The sequence below is a fragment of the Streptomyces luteogriseus genome, from assembly GCF_014205055.1.
GTDB lineage: Bacteria > Actinomycetota > Actinomycetes > Streptomycetales > Streptomycetaceae > Streptomyces > Streptomyces luteogriseus.
Genome location: NZ_JACHMS010000001.1, coordinates 6,507,394 through 6,527,254, shown reverse-complemented (window position 1 = coordinate 6,527,254; position 19,861 = coordinate 6,507,394). Strand labels below are relative to the sequence as shown.

The window sequence follows — 19,861 nt, the reverse complement described above, 5'->3', positions numbered from 1 at the left end:
CACCGTCAGTGACACACAGTGGTCGCATGAACTTCCATGGCACTGACGTGCGACAGAAAGCCATCACTCTCCTACGCGGGGGCGCGAGGAACGCGGAGGTGGCGCGGAGCCTCAACGTGCCGCTGGGGACGATCGGCTACTGGAAACACTTGGACCGGGCGAAACGCGGCGAGTGTCCCGGTCGCCACGATCCGAAGTGCCCCCGTTGCGATGGGCGGGACCTGGACGAGCCCGCCTATTCCTATCTGCTGGGTCTGTATCTCGGGGACGGACACATCAGCCACTACTCCGAGCACCGCGTACCCAACCTCATGATCACCTGCACGGAGTCATGGCCGGGGCTCATGGATGCCTGCGAAGCGGCCATGCGGGCGGTCTTCCCCGCGAACTCGACCTGCCGTGTCCGCAAGACCGGTTGCAGCAACGTGAAGGTTTACTCGAAGCACCTGCACTGCCTGTTCCCCCAGCACGGCCCCGGCAAGAAGCACGAGCGGCGCATTGTCCTCGAACCCTGGCAGCAGGGCATCGTGGACGCCCATCCCTGGGAATTCATCCGCGGACTCATCCACTCCGACGGGTGCAGGATCACGAACTGGACGACCCGGATGGTCGCCGGCGAGCGCAAGCGCTATGAGTATCCCCGGTACTTCTTCACCAACGTCTCCGAGGACATCCGGCGGCTCTACACCGACACCCTGGACACGCTCGGCGTCGAGTGGAAGCTCTACACCCGCAACGGCGACCCGTTCAACATCTCCGTCGCCCGCAAAGCCTCCGTCGCTCTCATGGACGCCCACGTCGGACCCAAGTACTGACCCGGCTACTCCGCGATGTGGTGGACCCGGACCATGTTCGTCGAGCCGGAGACGCCGGGCGGGGAGCCGGCCGTGATGACGACCGTGTCGCCCGGGCGGCAGCGGCCATGACGCAACAGCAGTTCGTCGACCTGGTCGACCATCGCGTCCGTGGAGTCGACGCACGGGCCGAGGAAGGTCTCGACGCCCCAGGTCACGCTGAGTTGTGAGCGGGTCGCCTGGTCGGGGGTGAAGGCGAGGAGGGGGATCGGGGAGCGGTAGCGGGAGAGGCGGCGGGCGGTGTCGCCGGACTGGGTGAAGGCGACGAGGAACTTCGCGCCGAGGAAGTCGCCGATCTCCGCCGCCGCCCGGGCGACCGCTCCGCCCTGGGTGCGGGGCTTGTTGCGTTCGGTCAGGGGCGGGAGGCCCTTGGCCAGGATGTCCTCTTCCGCCGCTTCGACGATGCGGGCCATCGTGTGGACGGTTTCGATCGGGTGCTTGCCGACGCTCGTCTCGCCGGACAGCATCACCGCGTCGGTGCCGTCGATGACCGCGTTGGCGACGTCGGAGGCCTCGGCCCGGGTGGGCCGGGCGTTGTCGATCATCGAGTCGAGCATCTGGGTGGCGACGATGACCGGTTTGGCGTTGCGCTTGGCGAGTTTGATGGCGCGCTTCTGGACGATCGGGACGTGTTCCAGGGGCATTTCGACGCCGAGGTCTCCGCGGGCGACCATGATGCCGTCGAAGGCGGCGACGATGTCGTCGATGGTGTCGACGGCCTGGGGTTTTTCGATTTTGGCGATGACGGGGAGGCGGCGGCCTTCCTCGTCCATGATGCGGTGGACGTCCTGGATGTCGCGGCCGGAGCGGACGAAGGAGAGGGCGATGACGTCGAAGCCGGTGCGCAGGGCCCAGCGGAGGTCGTCCTCGTCCTTTTTGGAGAGGGCGGGGACGGAGACGGCGACGCCGGGGAGGTTGAGGCCTTTGTGGTCGGAGATCACTCCGCCTTCGAGGACGGTGGTGTGGACGCGGGGGCCGTCGACCGCGGTGACTTCGAGGCAGACTTTGCCGTCGTCGATGAGGATGCGCTCGCCGGCGGTGACGTCGGTGGCGAGGCCGGCGTAGGTGGTGCCGCACATCTGGCCGTCGCCTTCGGTGCCTTCTTCGACGGTGATGGTGAAGGTGTCGCCGCGTTCGAGGAGTACGGGGCCTTCGGTGAAGTGGCCGAGTCTGATTTTCGGGCCTTGGAGGTCGGCGAGGAGGCCGACGCTGCGGCCGGTCTCGTCGGCGGCTTTGCGGACCCGGTGGTAGCGCTCCTCGTGTTCGGCGTGGCCGCCGTGGCTGAGGTTGAAGCGGGCTACGTCCATTCCGGCGTCGACCAGGTGTTTGATCTGGTCGTACGAGTCGGTGGCGGGTCCCAGGGTGCAGACGATTTTTGCTCGGCGCATGAATCGAGCCTATGAGTTACCGACTGGTAGTGAATTGGTCGAGGGTGACCACTCAACAGACTTTGCGTGAAGCATTATTGACAAGTGTTGAATTGTGCGGCGGGGCGCTCCGATGAGCACCTCAAGGAATTCGGTCCGATTTTCGAAAGAATGCCGTGAGTGTGCCTACAGCTGCGGCGGCACCATGGTGAAGCGGGCGTTGATCTGGGCGTGGACGCGTTGGCGCTGGGGTTCGAGGTCGAGGGGGGCCGGGGTGTCCTCGGCGGCGCCGGCGAAGGCCGCGGAGCGCATGCGGCCGGGGCTCTGGGGGTAGGCCGGCGGGGCGCTCTCGGCGCCGATGTCGGCGAGTTCGACGAGGGCGGAGAGGCTGGTGCCGAGGGCTTCGGCGTACTCGCGGGCGCGTTGGACGGCTTCGTGCACGGCCTTCTTCCTGGCTTCGCGGTGGGCGGGTGAGTCGGGGCGCAGGGCCCACCAGGGGCCGTCGACGCGGGTGAGTTCGAGGTCGGCGAGGCGGGTGGTGAGTTCGCCGAGGGCGGTGAAGTCGGTGAGTTCGGCGGTGACGCGGACGCTGCCGTGGTAGGTGCGGACGCGTTCGCCGCGGCCGTGTTTGGTGAGTTCGGGCGTGATGGAGAAGGCGCCGGTCTCCAGGCGTTCGACGGCGTCGCCGTAGGACTTGACCAGGTCGAGGATGCCGACGTTGCGGCGGGTGAGGTCGTCGAGGGCGGAGCGGCGGTCGCGTCCGCGGGCGGCGACGGTGATGCCGATGCGGGCGATCTCGGGGTCGACTTCGAGGCGGGCTTCGCCGCGGACGGCGATGCGGGGGGCCTCGGGTGTGCCGTAGGGGACGGCGGGCTGGGAGGCGTCTGCCGTGGGCGCGGTCATACGCCCCACTCTGTCACGTCTTGGCTGGCCAGAGGGGTGGGATGCGGGGACCGAGTCATCAGATCGCAACCTGCCGGGTCTGTTGCGGCCGGTCGTGGACGGGTCAGAATCTACGCGCGTTATCTACGCGCGTCGTTCACAGATTCCGCAGGGGAGCCAGACATGCCGTTGAACCGCCGGAAGTTCCTGGAGAAGTCCGCCGTGACCGGGGCGGGGGTGGCGCTGGCCGGTGCGGTCTCGGCGCCGGGTGCGCAGGCGGCCGAGGCGAAGCGGGGTGCCAAGCGGTACGCGTTCACGGTGCTGGGGACGACGGATCTGCACGGCAACGTCTTCAACTGGGACTACTTCACGGACAAGGAGTTCGACGACAAGGACCACAACGACGTGGGCCTGGCGAAGGTCTCGACGCTGGTGAACCGGGTCCGTGCGGAGAAGGGCCGCGGCAACACGCTGCTGATCGACGCGGGCGACACCATTCAGGGCACGCAGCTGTCGTACTACTACGCCAAGGTCGACCCGATCACGGCCAAGGGCGGCCCGGTGCACCCGATGGCGCAGGCGATGAACGCCATGGGCTACGACGCGGCGGCGCTCGGCAACCACGAGTTCAACTACGGCATCCCGGTGCTGCGGAAGTTCGAGGAGCAGTGCCGGTTCCCGCTGCTGGGCGCGAACGCGCTGGACGCGAAGACTCTGCGGCCGGCGTTCGCGCCGTACAGCATGCACCGGCTGCGGACGCCGCACGGGCGGGACGTGAAGGTGGCGGTGCTGGGGCTGACCAACCCGGGCATCGCGATCTGGGACAAGGCGAACGTGCAGGGGAAGATGACGTTCCCGGGTCTGGAGGAGCAGGCGGCGAAGTGGGTGCCGAAGCTGCGGTCGATGGGTGCGGACGTCGTCATCGTGTCGGCGCACAGCGGTTCGTCGGGGACGTCGTCCTACGGTGACCAGCTGCCGTACATCGAGAACGCGGCGGCTCTGGTGGCGGAGCAGGTGCCGGGTATCGACGCGATCCTGGTCGGGCACGCGCACACGGAGATCCCCGAGTACTTCGTCACGAACAAGAAGACGGGCAAGCAGGTCCTGCTGTCGGAGCCGCTGAAGTGGGGTCAGCGGCTGACGCTGTTCGACTTCGAGCTGGTCTTCGAGAAGGGCTGCTGGAAGGTCGAGAAGGTGGGCGCGAAGGTCCTGAACTCCAACACGGTGGAGGAGGACTCGAAGATCACGAAGCTGCTGGCGGACGAGCACGAGAAGGTCGTGGCGTACGTCAACCAGGTCATCGGCACCAACGCGGCGGAGATGACGTCGGCCGAGGCGCCGTACAAGGACGTGCCGATCATCGACCTGATCAACCACATCCAGGCGGACACGGTGAAGCAGGCGCTGGCGGGCACGGAGTACGCGTCGCTGCCGGTGCTGTCGCAGGCGGCGTGCTTCTCGCGCAGTGCCCGGATCCCGGCGGGCCAGGTGACGATCCGGGACGTGGCGGGTCTGTACGTCTTCGAGAACACTTTGGAGGCGCGTCTGATGACGGGCGCGCAGATGAAGGCGTACCTGGAGTTCTCGGCGAACTACTTCGTGCAGACTGCGCCGGACGCGGCGGTGGATCCGGCGAAGCTGACGAACGCGAACGGCACGCCGGACTACAACTACGACGTGGTGAGTGGTCTGTCGTACGAGATCGACATCGCGAAGCCGGCCGGGTCGCGGGTGACGAATGTGCGGTTCGAGGGGCAGCCGCTCGCGGACGACGCGAAGTTCGTGTTCGCGGTGAACAACTACCGGGCCAACGGCGGCGGCAACTTCCCGCATGTCGCCGCCGCCCCGGTGCTGTGGTCGAACTCGGAGGAGATCCGCAACACCATGATCGCCTGGGTGAAGGCGAAGGGGTCGATCGACCCGGCCGCGTTCGCGGGGATCGACTGGAAGCTCACCCGTAACGGCACGCCCGTCTTCTGATCCGCGGGCTTCGTCACCTTCGGTCGTCGACCAGCGGGGTCAGTGCCGGTGCCTCACGGGGCGGCGGGACGTGCCGGCGCTGGGTGAGGCCGAAGGTGGTGAAGGCGGTGCGGCTGGGGAGTGCGTAGGCCTCCCTGCCCGTCTGGGAGTTGAGGATGATCGCGCTGCGCCAGGCGGTGAGGCCGAGGTCGGGGGCGCCGACGCCGTGGGTGTGGGTCTCGGCGTTCTGGACGTACACCGTGCCGGTGACGGACGGGTCGAGGACGAGCCGGTGGTCCTCGTCGATGCGGGGCCGCTCCTGGTGGTCGCGGCGCATGTAGGGGTCGAGGCCGGCGAGGATCCGGTCGAGGGGGCGCTCGCGGTAGCCGGTGGCGAGGACGACGGCGTCGGTGGTGAGGCGGGAGCGGCTGTCCTGGAGGGTGTGTTCCAGGTGCAGTTCGACTTTGGTGGTGGCGATCCGGCCGGCGGTGCGGACGCGGACGCCGGGGGTGAGGACGGCGTCGGGCCAGCCGCCGTGCAGGGTGCGGCGGTAGAGCTCGTCGTGCACGGCGGCGATGGTGGCGGCGTCGATGCCCTTGTGCAGTTGCCACTGGCCCTCGACGAGCCGGTCGCGGGTGGATTCGGGCAGGGCGTGGAAGTAGCGGGTGTGGTCGGGGGTGAAGTGCTCCAGGCCGAGCTTGGAGTACTCCATGGGGGCGAAGGCCTCGGTGCGGCCGAGCCAGTGCAGTTTCTCGCGTCCGGGGGGCCTGTTGCGGAGCAGGTCGAGGAAGATCTCGGCGCCGGACTGTCCGATGCCCACGACGGTGACGTGCTCGGCGGCGAGGAGCGCGGCGCGGTGGTCGAGGTAGTCGGCGGCGTGCACGACGGGCACGCCGGGGGCCTCGACGAGGGGCTTGAGGGCGTCGGGGACGTGGGGCTCGGTGCCGATGCCGAGGACGACGTTGCGGGTGTAGGTGCGGCCGAGGGCCTCGGCTTCGCCGTCGGTGTCGAGCTGGGTGAAGTCGACCTCGAAGACGTCGCGTTCGGGGTTCCAGCGGACGGCGTCGACCTGGTGGCCGAAGTGCAGGCCGGGGAGGTTCTCGCAGACCCAGCGGCAGTAGGCGTCGTATTCGGCGCGGTGGATGTGGAAGCGCTCGGCGAAGTAGAAGGGGAACAGCCGCTCGCGGGACCTGAGGTAGTTGAGGAAGGTCCAGGGGCTGGTGGGGTCGGCGAGGGTCACCAGGTCGGCGAGGAAGGGGACCTGGATGGTGGCGCCTTCGATGAGCAGGCCGGGGTGCCAGCCGAAGGCGGGGCGCTGGTCGTAGAAGACGGTGTCGAGGTCGTCGAGCGGGTGGGCGAGCGCGGCGAGGGAGAGGTTGGCGGGGCCGATGCCGATGCCGACGAGGTCGCGGGGGGCGTCGGGTTCGGGGGTCGGGGCGGGGTTCATCGGGGGGTGTGTCCTTCCACGAGGGTGGCTCGGCTCGCTGCCGCGAGGTGCAGCAGGGCGGCCAGGTCGTCGGGCCCGGTGGCGGGGTTGAGCAGGGTGGCCTTGAGCCAGAGCCGGCCGTCGAGGCGGGCGCGGCCGAGGACGGCGGAGCCGTCGGTGAGCAGCGCGCGGCGTACGGCGGCCACGGTGGGGTCGGTGGCGTCGGTGGGGCGGAACAGCACGGTGCTGATGACGGGCGGGGCGTGCAGTTCGAAGGCGGGGTGTTCGTCGACGAGGGCGGCGAACTGCCGTGCGTGGGCGCAGACTTGGTCGACGAGCGCGCCGAGGCCGCCGCGTCCGAGGGTTTTGAGGGTGACGGCGATTTTGAGGACGTCGGGGCGGCGGGTGGTGCGCAGGGACCGGCCGAGGAGGTCGGGCAGGCCGGCCTCGGTGTCGTCGTCGGCGTTGAGGTAGTCGGCGCGTTGCCGCAGGGCGGTGAGGTCGCGGCCGTCCCGGACGGCGAGGAGGCCTGCGGCGACGGGCTGCCAGCCGAGTTTGTGCAGGTCGAGGGTTACGGTGTCGGCGGCGTCGAGCCCGGTGAGGCGGGTGCGGTGCCGGTCGCTGAAGAGGAGGCCTCCGCCGTAGGCGGCGTCCACGTGCAGCCGGGCGCCGTGGGCCGCGCAGTGGGCGGCGATCTCGGGCAGCGGGTCGATGAGTCCGGCGTCGGTGGTGCCGGCGGTGGCGGCGACGAGCAGCGGGCCGCTCAGGCGGGTGAGGGCGTCGTCGAGCGCTCGGGGGTCGAGGGTCCCGCCCGGGGCGGGTACGACGACGGGATCGGGCAGTCCGAGCAGCCAGGCGGCGCGGGGCAGCGAGTGGTGGGCGTTGGCCCCGCACACGAGCCGGACGGAGCCGCCGTGGGCCTCTCGGGCGAGGAGCAGGGCGAGCTGGTTGGATTCGGTGCCGCCGGTGGTGACGAGGGCATCGGGGGTGCCGGTTGCGTGGATCTCGCGGGCCAGTGCTCCGGCGACCAGCCTCTCCAGTTCGGACGCCCCCGGCGCTTGGTCCCAGGAGTCCATCGACGGGTTGAGGGCGCAGGCGGCGAGGTCGGCGGCCGCGGCGACGGCGAGCGGGGGGCAGTGGAGGTGGGCGGCGCACAGGGGGTGGGCGGGGTCTGCGGCGGTCTCGGCGAAGGCGTGGACCAGGGTGCGCACGGCGTGCGGGTCGCCTCGGTCGGGGAGGACGTCTCCGACCGCCTTCCGGATCCGGGCCGCGACGGCCTCCGGGCCGCCCGCCGGCAGCGGTCCGCCTCGTGCCCGGGCGCCGGTGTCCAGCGCTTCGAGGACGGTGTCGAGCAACGGCCGCAGGGCGTGGGGGCCTTCGTGGCCTGAGGCGAGGGGCGGCGTGCTCATGGGGCTGACCTCCGGGGCGCGGGGCGGCGCGCCCCGGAGAGCTCAACGAGACAACCCGGGTGGAGGTACCTCCGTACGGAGAATCCGGTCGGGGCCGCCCGGCCCCGGATCGGTTCTCGATGTCGGCGGGGGCCGTGGCCCCGGGTCAGCTCCTGACGCACGGCGGGGCCGTGGCCCCGGGTCAGTCGCAGACGCCGGCGGCGGCCCAGCGGTCCCGGGTCAGCACCTGACGCCCGCAGCGGGCCCAGCAACCCGGATCAGTCATAGACGCCCGCAGGGGCCCAGCGGCCCCCAGTCAGTCGCAGACACCGGCAGCGGCCCAGCGGCCCCGAGCCAGCACCTGACGCCCGCAGCGGGCCAGCAACCCGGATCAGTCACAGACGCCCGCAGGGGCCCAGCGGCCCCCAGTCAGTCGCAGACACCGGCAGCGACCCAGCGGCCCCGAGCCAGCACCTGACGCCCGCAACGGCCCAGCGGCCCCGGGGCAGTCGCAGACACCCGCAGGGGCGGCAGGTTCGCCGTGTCGGCGAGTGGAGTCGGGCGCCCGTCGGGGCCCTGCGCGCCGTCGGGCTACGCCTCGCGTACCCGCAACGCCCTCGCCAAGTCGTCCAGTTGGTCGACGAGCTTGCGGTGGAGCGCGGGGCTGGGGGCGGCGTCGCGCAGGCATGCCTCGCCGAGGCGGAGGGTGTCGGCGTCGACGGCGTGTGCGGGGAAGGCCCAGCGGCCCGCCGCCTCCGCCATCGCGGGGCCGCGGCGGTCGGCGACGGCGACCGCGTCGGCGTAGTAGCGCCCGACGTACTCGCGTACCAGGTCGGCCTGTTCGGGCTGCCAGAAGCCCCGGGCGGTGGCGGTGAAGAGGTAGTTGGAGAGGGTGTCGGAGCCGAACATGGCCTCCCAGGCGCGGGCCTTGGCCTCCGGGTCGGGCAGGGCGGCCCGACAGCGGGCGGCGCCCTCCTGGCCGGTGGCGCTCGGGTCCCGTTCCAGTTCGGCGGCGACGGCGGCCTCGTCGATCGCGCCGAGGACGGCGAGCCGGGCGAGGACGCGCCAGCGCAGCTCGGGGTCGAGCTCGGGGCCGCCGGGGACGGTGCCGTCGGCGAGCCAGGCGGCGATGGTGTCGGGGTGGGCGGCCACGGCGATGCGGTGGCGTACGGCGATCAGGCGCAGGCCGGGGTGGTCGCCGTCCTCGGTGCGGCGGATGAGGTCGCGGCACAGGTCGGAGAGGGTGGCGAGGGCGGCGGGCCGCTCCTCGGGGGCGAGGTAGCGGTCGGCGATGTAGGTGGAGGCGAAGGCGAGGACGCCCTGGACGATGGCGAGGTCCGTCTCCAGCGGGAGGTGGGTGCGGGCGGTCTCCAGGTAGGCGCCGGGGGCGAGTTCGCCGTCGCGGACGGCGTCGCGCAGGGAGTTCCAGACGACCGCGCGGGCGAGCGGTTCGGGCAGGCCGGACAGCTCCTTGCGGACGGTCTCGAAGGACTCGGGGTCGAAGCGGATCTTGGCGTAGCCGAGGTCGCCGTCGTTGAGGAGGAGCAGGGCGGGCCGTTTGCCGATGGGGTGCGCGTCGGAGTGCGGGAGGTCCAGGTGGAGGCGTTCACGCAGGACGAGCTGGCCGGCGTCGTCGCCGAGGTCCCGGTCGTAGAGGCCGACGGCGACGCGGTGCGGGCGGCTGCCGGCGCGGTCGACGGTGAGGGCGCAGGTGCCGTGCTCGCCGGGGGTGATGCGCGGGGTGAGGGTGTCGACGCCGGTGGTGCGCAGCCAGGCGTCGGCCCAGGCGTGGACGTCGCGGTCGGTGGCGCCGGCGAGGTTGTCGATGAAGTCGGCGAGGGTGGCGTTGGCGAACCTGTGCCGGGCGAAGTGGGCGTTGATGCCGGCGAGGAAGTCCTTCTCGCCGAGCCAGGCGACCAGTTGCCGCAGCGCGCTGGCACCCTTGGCGTAGGAGATGCCGTCGAAGTTGAGCAGGGCGGAGGCGGTGTCGTCGACGGCCTCGGGGGCGACGGGGTGGGTGGAGGGGCGCTGGTCGGCGTCGTAGCCCCAGGACTTGCGGGTGACGCCGAAGTCGGTCCAGGTGTCGGTGAAGCGGGTGGCTTCGGTGAGGGTCTGGTAGCCCATGTACTCGGCGAAGGACTCGTTCAGCCAGATGTCGTCCCACCACTTGAGGGTGACGAGGTCGCCGAACCACATGTGGGCCATCTCGTGGGCGATGACCATGGCGCGGGTCTGGCGTTCGGTGTCGGTGACGGCGGAGCGGTAGACGAACTCGTCGCGGAAGGTGACCAGGCCCGGGTTCTCCATGGCGCCGGCGTTGAACTCGGGGACGAAGGCCTGGTCGTAGGAGTCGAACGGGTAGGGCTCGTCGAACTTCTCGTGGTAGCGGTCGAAGCAGGCGCGTGTGATGTCGAGGAGTTCGTCGGCGTCGGCGTCCAGGTGGGGGGCGAGGGAGCGGCGGCAGTGCAGGCCGAAGGGCAGGCCGCGGTGCTCGGTGCGCACGGAGTGCCAGGGGCCGGCGGCGACGGCGACGAGGTAGGTGGAGATGAGCGGTGTGGGGGCGGCCTTCCATACGCCGTCGGCCTGTTCGGTGATGCCGTTGGTGAGGACGGTCCAGTCCTGCGGGGCCTTCACCGACAGTTCGAAGACGGCTTTCAGGTCGGGCTGGTCGAAGGCGGCGAAGACCCGCTGGACGTCGTCCAGGAAGAGCTGGGTGTAGACGTAGGTCTCGCCGTCGGTGGGGTCGGTGAAGCGGTGCATGCCCTCGCCGGTGCGGGAGTAGCGCATCCGTGCGTCCACGCGCAGTTCGTGCTCGCCGGCGGTGAGGTGCGGCAGGGCGAGCCGGTTGCCGTCGAGGGCTTCCGGGTCGAGGGGGTGTCCGTCGAGGGTGACGGAGCGCAGCTCGGCGGGCTTGAGCTCGACGAAGGTGTCCCCGTCCACGCGGGCAGCGAACCTGATCAGGGTGCGGGAGTCGAAGGTGTCGTCTCCGCCGGTCAGGTCGAGTTCGATCGTGTAGCGGTGGACGTCGAGGAGCTCTGCTCGGGTCTGCGCTTCGTCGCGCGTCAGTACGGACATGCGAGACATGCTGCCTGATGGCGTCGGCAACGCACAGAGGCGGATCGGTACGTGCCCGATGTCCGGTCTACGTGCGGTCCTTTTCCAGCTCTCCGGCGTGCGCCCCCATGGGCCGCTGTGTCGGTACGCGCGCGTCGGGGTGCGGCAGGCCGGGGCGGGGGTGTGCGGCGGTCTCGGTGTGCTCTGCGGTGAGGGCGCGCAGGCGGCGTACTTCCCGTTCCAGGGCGAGATGGCGCCGGTGGGCGTCGTAGAGGTAGCGGACCTTGGTGCGCAGGGCCCACGGGTCCACGGGCTTCAGGACGAGGTCGGCGACGCCCAGTGCGAAGGCGGTGGTGGTCAGTTCGTGGTCGGCGCCGAAGCCGGTGAGCAGGATCACGGGGATGTGCTGGGTCTGTTCCACGCGCCGCATGTAGCGCACGACCTCCAGTCCGCTGACGCCGGGCATGCGCACGTCGAGCAGGAGCAGCCCGACGTGGCCGCGCAGCACCTGCTTGAGTGCCTCGTCGCCGCTGGTGGCCCGGCCGAGCCGGTAGCCCAGCGGGGCCAGGGCGCTCTCCAGCGCGTACAGCGTGTCCTCGTGGTCGTCGACGATGAGGATCCTGGTATCCGACGGCATGGCCCGACGCCCCTCCCTCGTGGAGGTCCAGAGTAGTCCGGGACACTGACGCGCAGTGCTCGTCAGCTGACATGCTGTGTACAGCGCAGCATGCCCCGGGCGGGCCGCCGTGTCACTCCCCCCGGGAGGGTGCGCGCGGGGTCAGTTGCCGCTTGTGGTGGTGCCGTTGAGCGCCTCGTCGGCGATGCGCTCGTGGTGACGGATGACCTCGGCGACGATGAAGTTCAGGAACTTCTCGGCGAAGGCCGGGTCCAGCTTGGCGTTCTCGGCGAGCGCGCGCAGCCGGGCGATCTGGCGGGCCTCGCGGGCCGGGTCGGCGGGCGGCAGCTGGTGCTGGGCCTTGAGGTGGCCGACCTGCTGGGTGGCCTTGAAGCGCTCGGCGAGCATGTGGACGACGGCCGCGTCGATGTTGTCGATGCTGTCGCGCAGCCGGGCGAGCTCTGCGCGCACGGCGGGGTCGACGTCGCGGGAACCGGTGTTGCTGGTGGTCATGGGGCGTCAGCCTACGGGGATCACGCCGGGTGTCCGCCGGCCGTCTCATCCTTCGGCGGTGAGAGTCGCTTGTGGAAGTGGATGTCCTCGTGGCCACCGGGGACGCCCCGGATGCGGGCCCTTTCCCGGAAGCCGAGTCTCGGGTAGAAGGCGGGTGCCTGGAAGCTGTACGTGGACACGATCATGTCGGTGCAGCCGCGCCGGGCGGCCTCCGTCTCCGCCGCGCGCATCAGCCGGCCGCCCCAGCCGGAGTGCCGCCGGTCCTCGCGGACCCAGAGCATGTCCACCGAGCACAGGGTGCCCCAGGTCCAGGCGGTGAGGCCGCCGACCAGGTCGCCGGTCTCGTCGGTGACGCGGACGGAGAGGGCCTCGGTGACGGCCCCGTCGGCGGCGGCGGTGTTGAAGGCGGTCAGTTCCTCGTCGAGCCGCTTTTCGAGGTCGTCGTCCTCGCCGCCCACGCGCAGCGAGGTGGCGACGGTGTGCTGTTCGCTGGTCACGGCCCGGATTCTGCCGTCTGGTGCCGGGCGGTGACGACCGGTTTTCGCCGTGCCGGCACCCGTCCGCTGCGGGGTGCGTCCTCGTACAGTGGAACCGGGTTCAGGGGCGTCTGGGGGTGAGGCGTGGCGAACGACGGGCCGGTCGAGCACGGCTACCCGCATCTGGAGACGGTGCGGGCCGCCGTCACGGCGTTGTACAAGCGTCTGTCGTACGACACCGTCCGGACGTTCGCGACCAGTGTGCTCCCGGTCGACGTGGCGTTCTGCGACACCGACGATCTGTATCTGGGGGCGCAGCGGGTGGCGCACGAGCTGGTGCGGCACTATCGGCTGCCGGACGCCCGGCTGGTCGTGGGTTTCCGGGAGATGCGGCACGCGGCGAGCGTGGAGCTCGCGGCCGGGCCGGAGTACTTCGTGGAGCTGAACGACCGGTTCCGTGACCATCGGCGGGACATCGGGGCGGCCCTCGCGCACGAGGTGATGCACGTGTACCTGCACCGGCTCGACCTGTCCTTCGCGGGCGTGCGGGACAACGAGATCCTCACGGACACGGCGGCGACGTATCTGGGTGCGGGGTGGCTGCTGCTGGACGCGTACCGGGAGGACGGGGCGTCGTCGCAGAAGCTGGGGTATCTCACGCCGGAGGAGTTCGGGTACGTGCTGGCCAAGCGGGCGCTGGTCTTCGGGGAGGACCCGTCGGTGTGGTTCACCAGTGCGCAGGCGTACACGGCGTACGTGAAGGGGATGGAGCTGGCCCGCCGGGACGGGCAGCAGCCGCCGCTGACCGCGGCGGGGTGGGCGGGGCGGCGGCGGTACGCCCGGGACCGGCGGCACGCGTCGGCGGGTCCGCCGCAGCCGGGGGTGCGGTACGCGTTCTCCCCCGACGGGGGCGGTCGGCTGCGGGTGTCGTTCCCCTGCCCCACCTGCCACCAGCGGATCAGGGTGCCGGTGCGGGGGCGGGTCCGGGCGCGGTGCGCGTTGTGCCGGAGTGTGCTGGAGTGCGACACGTGAACGTCTAGGTCCCGTACACCGGCCGGGGCTCGGCCGCCTCCGACAGGAGTTTGCGGGCCTGCTCCCCCGCCTCGGCCGGGGTCCACCGGCCGTCCTTGTCCGTGCTCGGACCGGGCCGCCAGCCCTCCATCACCGTGATCCGGCCGCCCTCCGCCTCGAAGACCCGGCCCGTCACCCCCGCGCTCGCCGGGGAGCCCAGCCAGACCACCAGGGGGGAGACGTTCTCCGGGGCCATGACGTCGAATCCGGAGTCGGGGGCCGTCATGGTGTCGGCGAAGGTGCGTTCCGTCATCCGGGTCCGGGCGGCGGGGGCGATCGCGTTGGCCTGGACGCCGTAGCGCCGCAGTTCGGCCGCGGCGACCAGGGTCAGGGCGACGACCGCGGCCTTGGCGGCGCTGTAGTTGCCCTGCCCGACCGAGCCGAGCAGGCCCGCGCCGCTGCTGGTGTTGACGATCCGGGCCTCGGGCCGGCGGCCCGCCTTCGCCTCGGACCGCCAGTGCGCGGCCGCGTGCCTCAGGGGCAGGAAGTGGCCCTTGAGGTGGACGCGTACGACGGCGTCGAAGTCGTCCTCGTCGAGGTTGACCAGCATGCGGTCGCGCAGAAAGCCCGCGTTGTTGACCAGGGTGTCGAGCCGGCCGTACGTCTCCAGGGCGGTGCGGACGAGCGAGGCGGCGCCCTCGGCGGTGGCGATGTCGCCGCCGTGCGCCACCGCCTCGCCGCCCGCCGCGCGGATCTCCTCCGTGACCCGGGCGGCGGGGCCGTCGGGTTCGGGCGTGCCGTCGAGGCCCACGCCGAGGTCGTTGACGACGAGCCGGGCACCTTCGGCCGCGAACGCCAGGGCGTGGGCCCGGCCGAGTCCCCGGCCCGCGCCCGTCACGACCACGACCCGGCCCGCGCAGAGTCCGCTCATGTCGGCTCTCCGGTCATCGGCTCTCCGGTCATGTCAGCTCTCCGGTCATCGGCTCGGCGCTTCATGTCAGTTCTCCTTGTCCGCGGCGGATGTGCGGCCGGCGGTGGCCGCGTCCAGGAACACCGGACGCTCCCCGCCCCCGTGGACCAGCAGGCTCGCCCCGCTGATGTAGGCGGCGGCGCCGGACGCCAGGAACACCGCGGCGGAACCCACGTCGGACGGCTCCGCGAGGCGCCCCAGCGGGACCGTGCGTGCGACGGCGTCGATGCCGTCCCGGTCGCCGTAGTGGAGGTGGGACCGTTCCGTGCGGACCATGCCCACGACGAGGGTGTTGACCCGGACGTCGGGTGCCCACTCGACAGCCATGGAGCGGGCGAGGCTCTCCAGGCCCGCCTTGGCGGCGCCGTAGGCGGCGGTGCCGGGCGAGGGGCGGCCGCCGCTGACGCTGCCGATCATGACGATCGAGCCCCGGGCGCAGCGGAGCCGGTCGTACGCGGCGAGGGACACGGTCAGCGGCGCGAGCAGGTTGAGCTCCACCACGCGCGCGTGCCGGTCCGGTCCGGCCTCGGTGAGCAGCCGGTGGGGTGCGCCGCCCGCGTTGTTGACGAGGACGTCCACCCGGGGCAGGCCGGCGAACAGGCGTCCCACGGCGTCGGGGTCCCGGACGTCCAGCGGCATGAACTCGGTGCCGGGCAGCGGGACTTCCGGGGCACGGCGGGCGCAGACCACGACCTCGGCGCCCGCCCGCGCGAAGGCGCGCGCGATGCCGGCGCCGACGCCGCGGGTTCCGCCCGTGACGACGGCGACCTTCCCGTCCAGCTCCATGCGCTGCTACCTTTCCACCTAACAAACGTTTGGTGGAAAGGTAGCTGATGCGGCCATGGGTGTCTCCACCTCGTGCGGGGAAAAGGGCATCGCCGTCGTCACGGTCGACTTCCCGCCGGTGAACGCCCTGCCGGCGGCGGGCTGGTTCGCCCTGGCCGACGCGGTGCGCGCGGCCGGACGCGACCCGGAGGTGCGGTGCGTGGTGCTGGCCGCCGAGGGGCGCGGGTTCAACGCGGGTGTGGACATCAAGGAGTTGCAGGCGGACGACCGGGAGCACAGCGCGCTGCGCGGGGTGAACGGAGGCTGCGCGGAGGCCTTCGCGGCGGTCTACGAGTGCGAGGTGCCGGTCGTGGCGGCGGTGCAGGGCTTCTGCCTGGGCGGCGGTGTCGGCCTGGTGGGCAACGCGGACGCGATCGTGGCGAGCGAGGACGCGGTGTTCGGGCTGCCCGAGCTGGACCGCGGCGCCCTGGGCGCGGCCACCCACCTGGCCCGGCTGGTCCCCCAGCACCTGATGCGGGCGCTGTACTACACGGCGCGTACGGCGAGCGCGGCCGAGCTGCACGCGCACGGGTCGGTGTGGCGGGTGGTGCCACGCGCCGAACTGCCCGCCGCCGCGCTGGAGCTGGCCCGGGAGATCGCGGCCAAGGACGGCCGGCTGCTCCGCCTGGCCAAGGCGGCGCTCAACGGCATCGACCCCGTGGACGTGCGCCGCAGCTACCGCTTCGAGCAGGGCTTCACCTACGAGGCGGGCCTCAGCGGGGTGGGCGCGCGGGTCCGCGACCGGTTCGGGCGGGAGGGAGCGCGATGAAGGACAAGACGATGCCGGCGGAGGAGGCCGTGGCCCGGCTGTCCAGCGGCATGACCCTCGGCATCGGCGGCTGGGGCTCGCGCCGCAAGCCGATGGCCCTGGTGAGAGCGCTGCTCAGGTCGGGGATCACCGACCTCACGGTCGTCTCGTACGGCGGCCCGGACGTGGGCATGCTGGCCGCGGCCGGGCGGATCCGGAAGCTGGTGACGGCCTTCGTCACCCTCGACTCGATCCCGCTGGAGCCGCACTACCGGGCGGCCCGCGAGCGGGGCGCGTTCGAGCTGACGGAGATCGACGAGGCGATGTTCCTGTGGGGCCTGCGCGCGGCGGCGAACCGGCTGCCGTTCCTGCCGGTGCGGGCGGGGTTCGGCTCGGACGTGATGCGGGTCAACCCCGGCCTGCGGACGGTCACGTCGCCGTACGAGGACGGGGAGACGTTCGTCGCCGTGCCCGCCCTGCGCATGGACGCGGCCCTGGTGCACGTCAACCGCGCCGACCGCTCGGGCAACGGGCAGTACCTGGGCCCGGACCCGTACTTCGACGACCTGTTCTGCGCGGCGGCCGACACGGCGTACGTGAGCTGCGAGCGGATCGTCGAGACGGCCGAGCTGACGAAGCAGGGCCCGCCCCAGACGCTGCTGATCAGGCGCCACACGGTCACCGGTGTCGTCGAGGCGCCGAACGGAGCGCATTTCACGTCCTGCGCGCCCGACTACGGCCGTGACGAGGCCTTCCAGAAGACGTACGCGACCACGCCCTGGCCCGAGTTCGAGGCCGGATTCCTCGCCGGGGACGAGCAGACGTACCAGTCGGCCGCGCGGGAGGCGACATGACCGGACCCAGCCGCGCCGAGTACTGCGTGATCGCCTGTGCCGAGGCCTGGCGGGGCGACGGCGAGGTGCTGGCGAGCCCCATGGGGCCGATCCCCTCGATCGGCGCCCGGCTGGCCCGGCTCACCTTCGCGCCGGACCTGCTGCTGACCGACGGCGAGGCCCTGCTCGTCCGCCCGGACGGGACGCCCGAGGGCTGGCTGCCGTACCGCGAGCATCTGGCCTGGGTCACGGGCGGGCGGCGGCACGTGATGATGGGCGCGAGCCAGATCGACCGGTTCGGCAACCAGAACATCTCCTGCATCGGCGACTGGGAACTCCCGAAGCGGCAGTTGCTCGGGGTGCGCGGCGCCCCGGCCAACACCCTGAACAACCCGACCAGTTACTGGATCCCGAGGCACTCCCGGCGGGTGTTCGTCGAGCGGGTCGACATGGTCTGCGGGGTGGGCTACGACCGTGCGGACGGGGCGCGCTACCACCGCATCCCGCGGGTCGTCTCCGACCTGGGCGTCTTCGACTTCGCCACGCCCGACCGCTCGATGCGGCTGGCCTCGCTGCACCCCGGCGTCACGGTCGAGCAGGTCATCGACGCCACGGGCTTCGAGCTGACCGTGCCGGAAGGAGTACCGGCGACCAGGGAGCCGACCGACGAGGAGCTCCGGCTGATCCGCGAGGTCGTCGACCCGGCCGGGGCCCGGGCCCGGGAGGTCGCCGCGTGAGGGGGACGGCGCTGACCCGGCTGACCGGCGTCCGCCATCCGGTCGTGCAGACCGGGATGGGCTGGGTGGCCGGTCCCCGTCTGGTCTCCGCCTCGGCGAACGCGGGCGCCCTCGGCATCCTGGCCTCGGCGACGATGACGCCGGACCGGCTGCGCGAGGCCGTACGGGAGGTGAAGGCCCGGACCGGCGCGCCGTTCGGGGTGAACCTGCGCGGCGACGCGGCCGACGCGGGCGACCGCGTCCGGATCCTGATCGAGGAGGGCGTCCGCGTCGCCTCCTTCGCCCTCGCCCCCTCCCGGGAGCTGATCGGCACGCTCAAGGAGGCCGGTGTGGTCGTCATGCCGACCGTGGGGGCGCGGCGGCACGCCGAGAAGGTCGAGGCGTGGGGCGCGGACGCGGTGCTGGTGCAGGGCGCGGAGGGCGGCGGGCACACCGGCGAGGTGGCCACGACCGTGCTGCTGCCCCAGGTGGTGGACGCGGTGCGGATCCCCGTCGTCGCGGCGGGCGGCTTCTTCGACGGGCGCGGGCTGGCCGCGGCCCTCGCCTACGGGGCGGCGGGCGTGGCGATGGGCACGCGGTTCCTGCTGACCTCCGACTCGACCGTGCCGGACGCGGTGAAGGCGCGCTACCTCGCGGCGACCGTGCGGGACGTGACGGTGACCCGGGCCGTGGACGGGCTCCCGCACCGCATGCTGCGGACGGAACTGGTAGCCGCCCTGGAGGACTCCGGCCGGGCCCGGGCGCTGGTGCGGGCCGTGCGCGCGGCGGCCGGATTCCGGCGGCTGTCCGGGCTGACCTGGCCGCGGCTGGTCCGCGACGGGCTCGCGCTCAGGCACGGCAAGGACCTGACCTGGAGCCAGGTGCTGCTCGCCGCGAACACGCCGATGCTGCTGAGGTCGGCGATGGTGGACGGCCGTACGGACCTGGGGGTGATGGCCTCCGGGCAGGTCGCCGGGGTGATCGACGACCTGCCGTCGTGCGCGGAGCTGGTGGAGCGGATCGTGCGGGAGGCCGAGGAGACGCTGGCGCGGCTCACAGCCGTTCGATGACCGTCACATTGGCCTGGCCGCCTCCCTCGCACATGGTCTGCAGGCCGAACCGGCCGCCGGTGCGCTCCAGTTCGTGCAGCAGGGTCGTCATGAGCTTGACGCCGGTCGCGCCGAGGGGGTGCCCGAGGGCGATCGCGCCGCCGTTGACGTTGACCCGGTCCGGGTCGGCGCCGGTCTCCTTCAGCCAGGCCAGGACGACGGGGGCGAAGGCCTCGTTGATCTCGACGAGGTCGATGTCGTCGATGCCGAGGCCGGTCTTCTTCAGGGCGTGGGCGGTGGCCGGGATGGGGGCGGTGAGCATCCGGATCGGGTCCTCGCCGCGCACCGAGAGGTGGTGCACACGGGCGCGGGGGGTGAGCCCGTGGTCGCGCACGGCCCGCTCGGAGGCCAGCAGCATCGCGGCCGCCCCGTCGGAGACCTGCGAGGAGCAGGCGGCGGTGACGGTGCCGCCGTCGAGGACGGGCTTGAGCCCGGCCATCTTCTCCAGGGAGGTGTCCCGACGCGGTCCCTCGTCGGCGGTGACCTCCCCGTAGGGCACGGTCTCGCGGGCGAAGCGCCCCTCGTCGATCGCCCGCACCGCCCGCCGGTGGGAGCGCAGGGCGAACTCCTCCTGGTCCCGCCGGCTGATCCCCCACTTCGCGGCGATCATCTCGGCGCCCACGAACTGGTTCACGGGCTTGTCGCCGTACCGGGCCCGCCAGCCGGCGCTGCCCGCGAAGGGGCCCTGCGTCAGCCCGAGCGGTTCGGCGGCCTGCCGGGTGGCGAAGGCGATGGGGATCATCGACATGTTCTGCACCCCGCCCGCGACCACCAGGTCCTGGGTGCCGGAGAGCACGGCCTGCGCGGCGAAGTGCACGGCCTGCTGCGAGGAGCCGCACTGCCGGTCGACGGTCACGCCCGGCACCTCCTCGGGCAGCCCGGCCGCCAGCCAGCAGGTCCGCGCGATGTCCCCGGCCTGCGGCCCGACCGCGTCCAGGCAGCCGAGGACGACGTCCTCCACGGCGGCCGGGTCGACGCCCGAGCGGTCCATCAGCTCCGCCAGGACGTGCGCGCCGAGGTCGGCGGGGTGGACCGCGCTCAGCCCTCCCCCGCGCCGCCCGACGGGCGTGCGGACCGCTTCGACGATGTAGGCCTCGGCCATGACGACTCCCTC

Annotated in this window: 18 protein-coding genes; 7 read left to right on the top strand and 11 right to left on the bottom strand. The window is 72.1% G+C overall.

Annotated elements, in window-relative coordinates; all coding sequences use genetic code 11:
- Positions 1 to 26: 26 nt before the first annotated feature.
- Positions 27 to 815, top strand: coding sequence for a helix-turn-helix domain-containing protein (locus BJ965_RS29035; RefSeq protein WP_184912568.1), 789 nt, complete (start codon positions 27 to 29; stop codon positions 813 to 815).
- A gap of 5 nt (positions 816 to 820) precedes the next feature.
- On the opposite strand, the gene pyk is transcribed toward BJ965_RS29035, so the two are convergent.
- Both pyk and BJ965_RS29025 read right to left on the bottom strand, forming a co-directional pair.
- The gene (gene pyk, locus BJ965_RS29030; RefSeq protein WP_184912566.1) at positions 821 to 2,242 is read right to left on the bottom strand and encodes a pyruvate kinase; all 1,422 of its coding nucleotides are present in this window, start codon (positions 2,240 to 2,242) and stop codon (positions 821 to 823) included.
- A gap of 165 nt (positions 2,243 to 2,407) precedes the next feature.
- Positions 2,408 to 3,124: an SIMPL domain-containing protein gene (locus BJ965_RS29025; protein ID WP_184912564.1), complete on the bottom strand. Its 717-nt coding sequence runs from the start codon at positions 3,122 to 3,124 to the stop codon at positions 2,408 to 2,410.
- Positions 3,125 to 3,286: 162 nt separating this feature from the next.
- Between BJ965_RS29025 and BJ965_RS29020 the strand changes: the two genes are divergently transcribed.
- Entirely contained in the window at positions 3,287 to 5,083 is a 1,797-nt protein-coding gene (locus BJ965_RS29020) for a bifunctional metallophosphatase/5'-nucleotidase (RefSeq protein WP_184912562.1), read from the top strand.
- Positions 5,084 to 5,096: 13 nt separating this feature from the next.
- Here BJ965_RS29020 and BJ965_RS29015 read toward each other — a convergent pair whose 3' ends face one another.
- The 6 genes from BJ965_RS29015 to BJ965_RS28990 all read right to left on the bottom strand — a co-directional run bounded on the left by BJ965_RS29015 (position 5,097) and on the right by BJ965_RS28990 (position 12,556).
- Entirely contained in the window at positions 5,097 to 6,509 is a 1,413-nt protein-coding gene (locus tag BJ965_RS29015) for a lysine N(6)-hydroxylase/L-ornithine N(5)-oxygenase family protein (protein ID WP_184912560.1), read from the bottom strand.
- Positions 6,506 to 7,897 (bottom strand): pyridoxal phosphate-dependent decarboxylase family protein, encoded by a 1,392-nt coding sequence (locus tag BJ965_RS29010; RefSeq protein WP_184912557.1) that lies wholly within the window; start codon positions 7,895 to 7,897, stop codon positions 6,506 to 6,508. Before BJ965_RS29010 ends, BJ965_RS29015 begins: the two co-directional genes overlap by 4 nt.
- Before the next feature lie 570 nt (positions 7,898 to 8,467).
- Positions 8,468 to 10,951 carry an aminopeptidase N gene (gene pepN, locus BJ965_RS29005; RefSeq protein ID WP_184912555.1) on the bottom strand — a complete coding sequence of 828 codons (2,484 nt, stop codon included), beginning with the start codon at positions 10,949 to 10,951 and terminating at the stop codon, positions 8,468 to 8,470.
- Between the two features lie 67 nt (positions 10,952 to 11,018).
- On the bottom strand, positions 11,019 to 11,567 hold the full coding sequence (locus tag BJ965_RS29000) for a response regulator (RefSeq protein WP_184912553.1): 549 nt from the start codon (positions 11,565 to 11,567) through the stop codon (positions 11,019 to 11,021).
- Positions 11,568 to 11,708: 141 nt separating this feature from the next.
- The gene (locus tag BJ965_RS28995) at positions 11,709 to 12,059 is read right to left on the bottom strand and encodes a chorismate mutase (protein WP_184912551.1); all 351 of its coding nucleotides are present in this window, start codon (positions 12,057 to 12,059) and stop codon (positions 11,709 to 11,711) included.
- A 20-nt stretch (positions 12,060 to 12,079) separates the two neighbouring features.
- Positions 12,080 to 12,556: a GNAT family N-acetyltransferase gene (locus tag BJ965_RS28990; protein ID WP_313667212.1), complete on the bottom strand. Its 477-nt coding sequence runs from the start codon at positions 12,554 to 12,556 to the stop codon at positions 12,080 to 12,082.
- 123 nt (positions 12,557 to 12,679) lie between these two features.
- On the opposite strand from BJ965_RS28990, the gene BJ965_RS28985 reads away from it, so the two are divergent.
- Positions 12,680 to 13,567, top strand: a complete 888-nt coding sequence (locus tag BJ965_RS28985) for a hypothetical protein (RefSeq protein WP_184912546.1) — start codon at positions 12,680 to 12,682, stop codon at positions 13,565 to 13,567.
- Between the two features lie 4 nt (positions 13,568 to 13,571).
- Here the strand turns inward: BJ965_RS28985 and BJ965_RS28980 are convergent, their stop codons facing one another.
- Complete coding sequence (locus BJ965_RS28980; protein ID WP_184912544.1) at positions 13,572 to 14,477, bottom strand: SDR family oxidoreductase; 906 nt, start codon at positions 14,475 to 14,477, stop codon at positions 13,572 to 13,574.
- A gap of 66 nt (positions 14,478 to 14,543) precedes the next feature.
- Positions 14,544 to 15,302, bottom strand: coding sequence for an SDR family oxidoreductase (locus BJ965_RS28975; RefSeq protein WP_184912542.1), 759 nt, complete (start codon positions 15,300 to 15,302; stop codon positions 14,544 to 14,546).
- A gap of 55 nt (positions 15,303 to 15,357) precedes the next feature.
- On the opposite strand from BJ965_RS28975, the gene BJ965_RS28970 reads away from it, so the two are divergent.
- From BJ965_RS28970 to BJ965_RS28955, 4 genes are read left to right on the top strand one after another with little or no spacing between them, the layout of a single operon-like run.
- Positions 15,358 to 16,110, top strand: coding sequence for an enoyl-CoA hydratase family protein (locus BJ965_RS28970; RefSeq protein ID WP_184912539.1), 753 nt, complete (start codon positions 15,358 to 15,360; stop codon positions 16,108 to 16,110).
- Positions 16,107 to 16,943 carry a CoA transferase subunit A gene (locus tag BJ965_RS28965; protein ID WP_184912537.1) on the top strand — a complete coding sequence of 279 codons (837 nt, stop codon included), beginning with the start codon at positions 16,107 to 16,109 and terminating at the stop codon, positions 16,941 to 16,943. Before BJ965_RS28970 ends, BJ965_RS28965 begins: the two co-directional genes overlap by 4 nt.
- Entirely contained in the window at positions 16,940 to 17,659 is a 720-nt protein-coding gene (locus BJ965_RS28960; protein ID WP_184912535.1) for a CoA-transferase subunit beta, read from the top strand. Before BJ965_RS28965 ends, BJ965_RS28960 begins: the two co-directional genes overlap by 4 nt.
- On the top strand, positions 17,656 to 18,708 hold the full coding sequence (locus BJ965_RS28955) for an NAD(P)H-dependent flavin oxidoreductase (protein WP_184912533.1): 1,053 nt from the start codon (positions 17,656 to 17,658) through the stop codon (positions 18,706 to 18,708). Before BJ965_RS28960 ends, BJ965_RS28955 begins: the two co-directional genes overlap by 4 nt.
- On the opposite strand, the gene BJ965_RS28950 is transcribed toward BJ965_RS28955, so the two are convergent.
- Positions 18,692 to 19,849 (bottom strand): acetyl-CoA C-acetyltransferase, encoded by a 1,158-nt coding sequence (locus tag BJ965_RS28950; RefSeq protein WP_184912524.1) that lies wholly within the window; start codon positions 19,847 to 19,849, stop codon positions 18,692 to 18,694. The two genes, BJ965_RS28955 and BJ965_RS28950, sit on opposite strands and share 17 nt — an antisense overlap.
- Positions 19,850 to 19,861 lie beyond the last annotated feature (12 nt).

Coding starts and splice junctions, on each gene's coding strand:
- pyk (WP_184912566.1), bottom strand. CDS start 2,242: ATGCGCCGAGCAAAAATCGTCTGCACCCTGGGACCCGCCACCGACTCG.
- BJ965_RS28995 (WP_184912551.1), bottom strand. CDS start 12,059: ATGACCACCAGCAACACCGGTTCCCGCGACGTCGACCCCGCCGTGCGC.
- BJ965_RS29035 (WP_184912568.1), top strand. CDS start 27: ATGAACTTCCATGGCACTGACGTGCGACAGAAAGCCATCACTCTCCTA.
- BJ965_RS28965 (WP_184912537.1), top strand. CDS start 16,107: ATGAAGGACAAGACGATGCCGGCGGAGGAGGCCGTGGCCCGGCTGTCC.
- BJ965_RS28970 (WP_184912539.1), top strand. CDS start 15,358: ATGGGTGTCTCCACCTCGTGCGGGGAAAAGGGCATCGCCGTCGTCACG.
- pepN (WP_184912555.1), bottom strand. CDS start 10,951: ATGTCCGTACTGACGCGCGACGAAGCGCAGACCCGAGCAGAGCTCCTC.
- BJ965_RS29000 (WP_184912553.1), bottom strand. CDS start 11,567: ATGCCGTCGGATACCAGGATCCTCATCGTCGACGACCACGAGGACACG.
- BJ965_RS28960 (WP_184912535.1), top strand. CDS start 16,940: ATGACCGGACCCAGCCGCGCCGAGTACTGCGTGATCGCCTGTGCCGAG.
- BJ965_RS29025 (WP_184912564.1), bottom strand. CDS start 3,124: ATGACCGCGCCCACGGCAGACGCCTCCCAGCCCGCCGTCCCCTACGGC.
- BJ965_RS28980 (WP_184912544.1), bottom strand. CDS start 14,477: ATGAGCGGACTCTGCGCGGGCCGGGTCGTGGTCGTGACGGGCGCGGGC.
- BJ965_RS29015 (WP_184912560.1), bottom strand. CDS start 6,509: ATGAACCCCGCCCCGACCCCCGAACCCGACGCCCCCCGCGACCTCGTC.
- BJ965_RS29010 (WP_184912557.1), bottom strand. CDS start 7,897: ATGAGCACGCCGCCCCTCGCCTCAGGCCACGAAGGCCCCCACGCCCTG.
- BJ965_RS29020 (WP_184912562.1), top strand. CDS start 3,287: ATGCCGTTGAACCGCCGGAAGTTCCTGGAGAAGTCCGCCGTGACCGGG.
- BJ965_RS28950 (WP_184912524.1), bottom strand. CDS start 19,849: ATGGCCGAGGCCTACATCGTCGAAGCGGTCCGCACGCCCGTCGGGCGG.
- BJ965_RS28975 (WP_184912542.1), bottom strand. CDS start 15,302: ATGGAGCTGGACGGGAAGGTCGCCGTCGTCACGGGCGGAACCCGCGGC.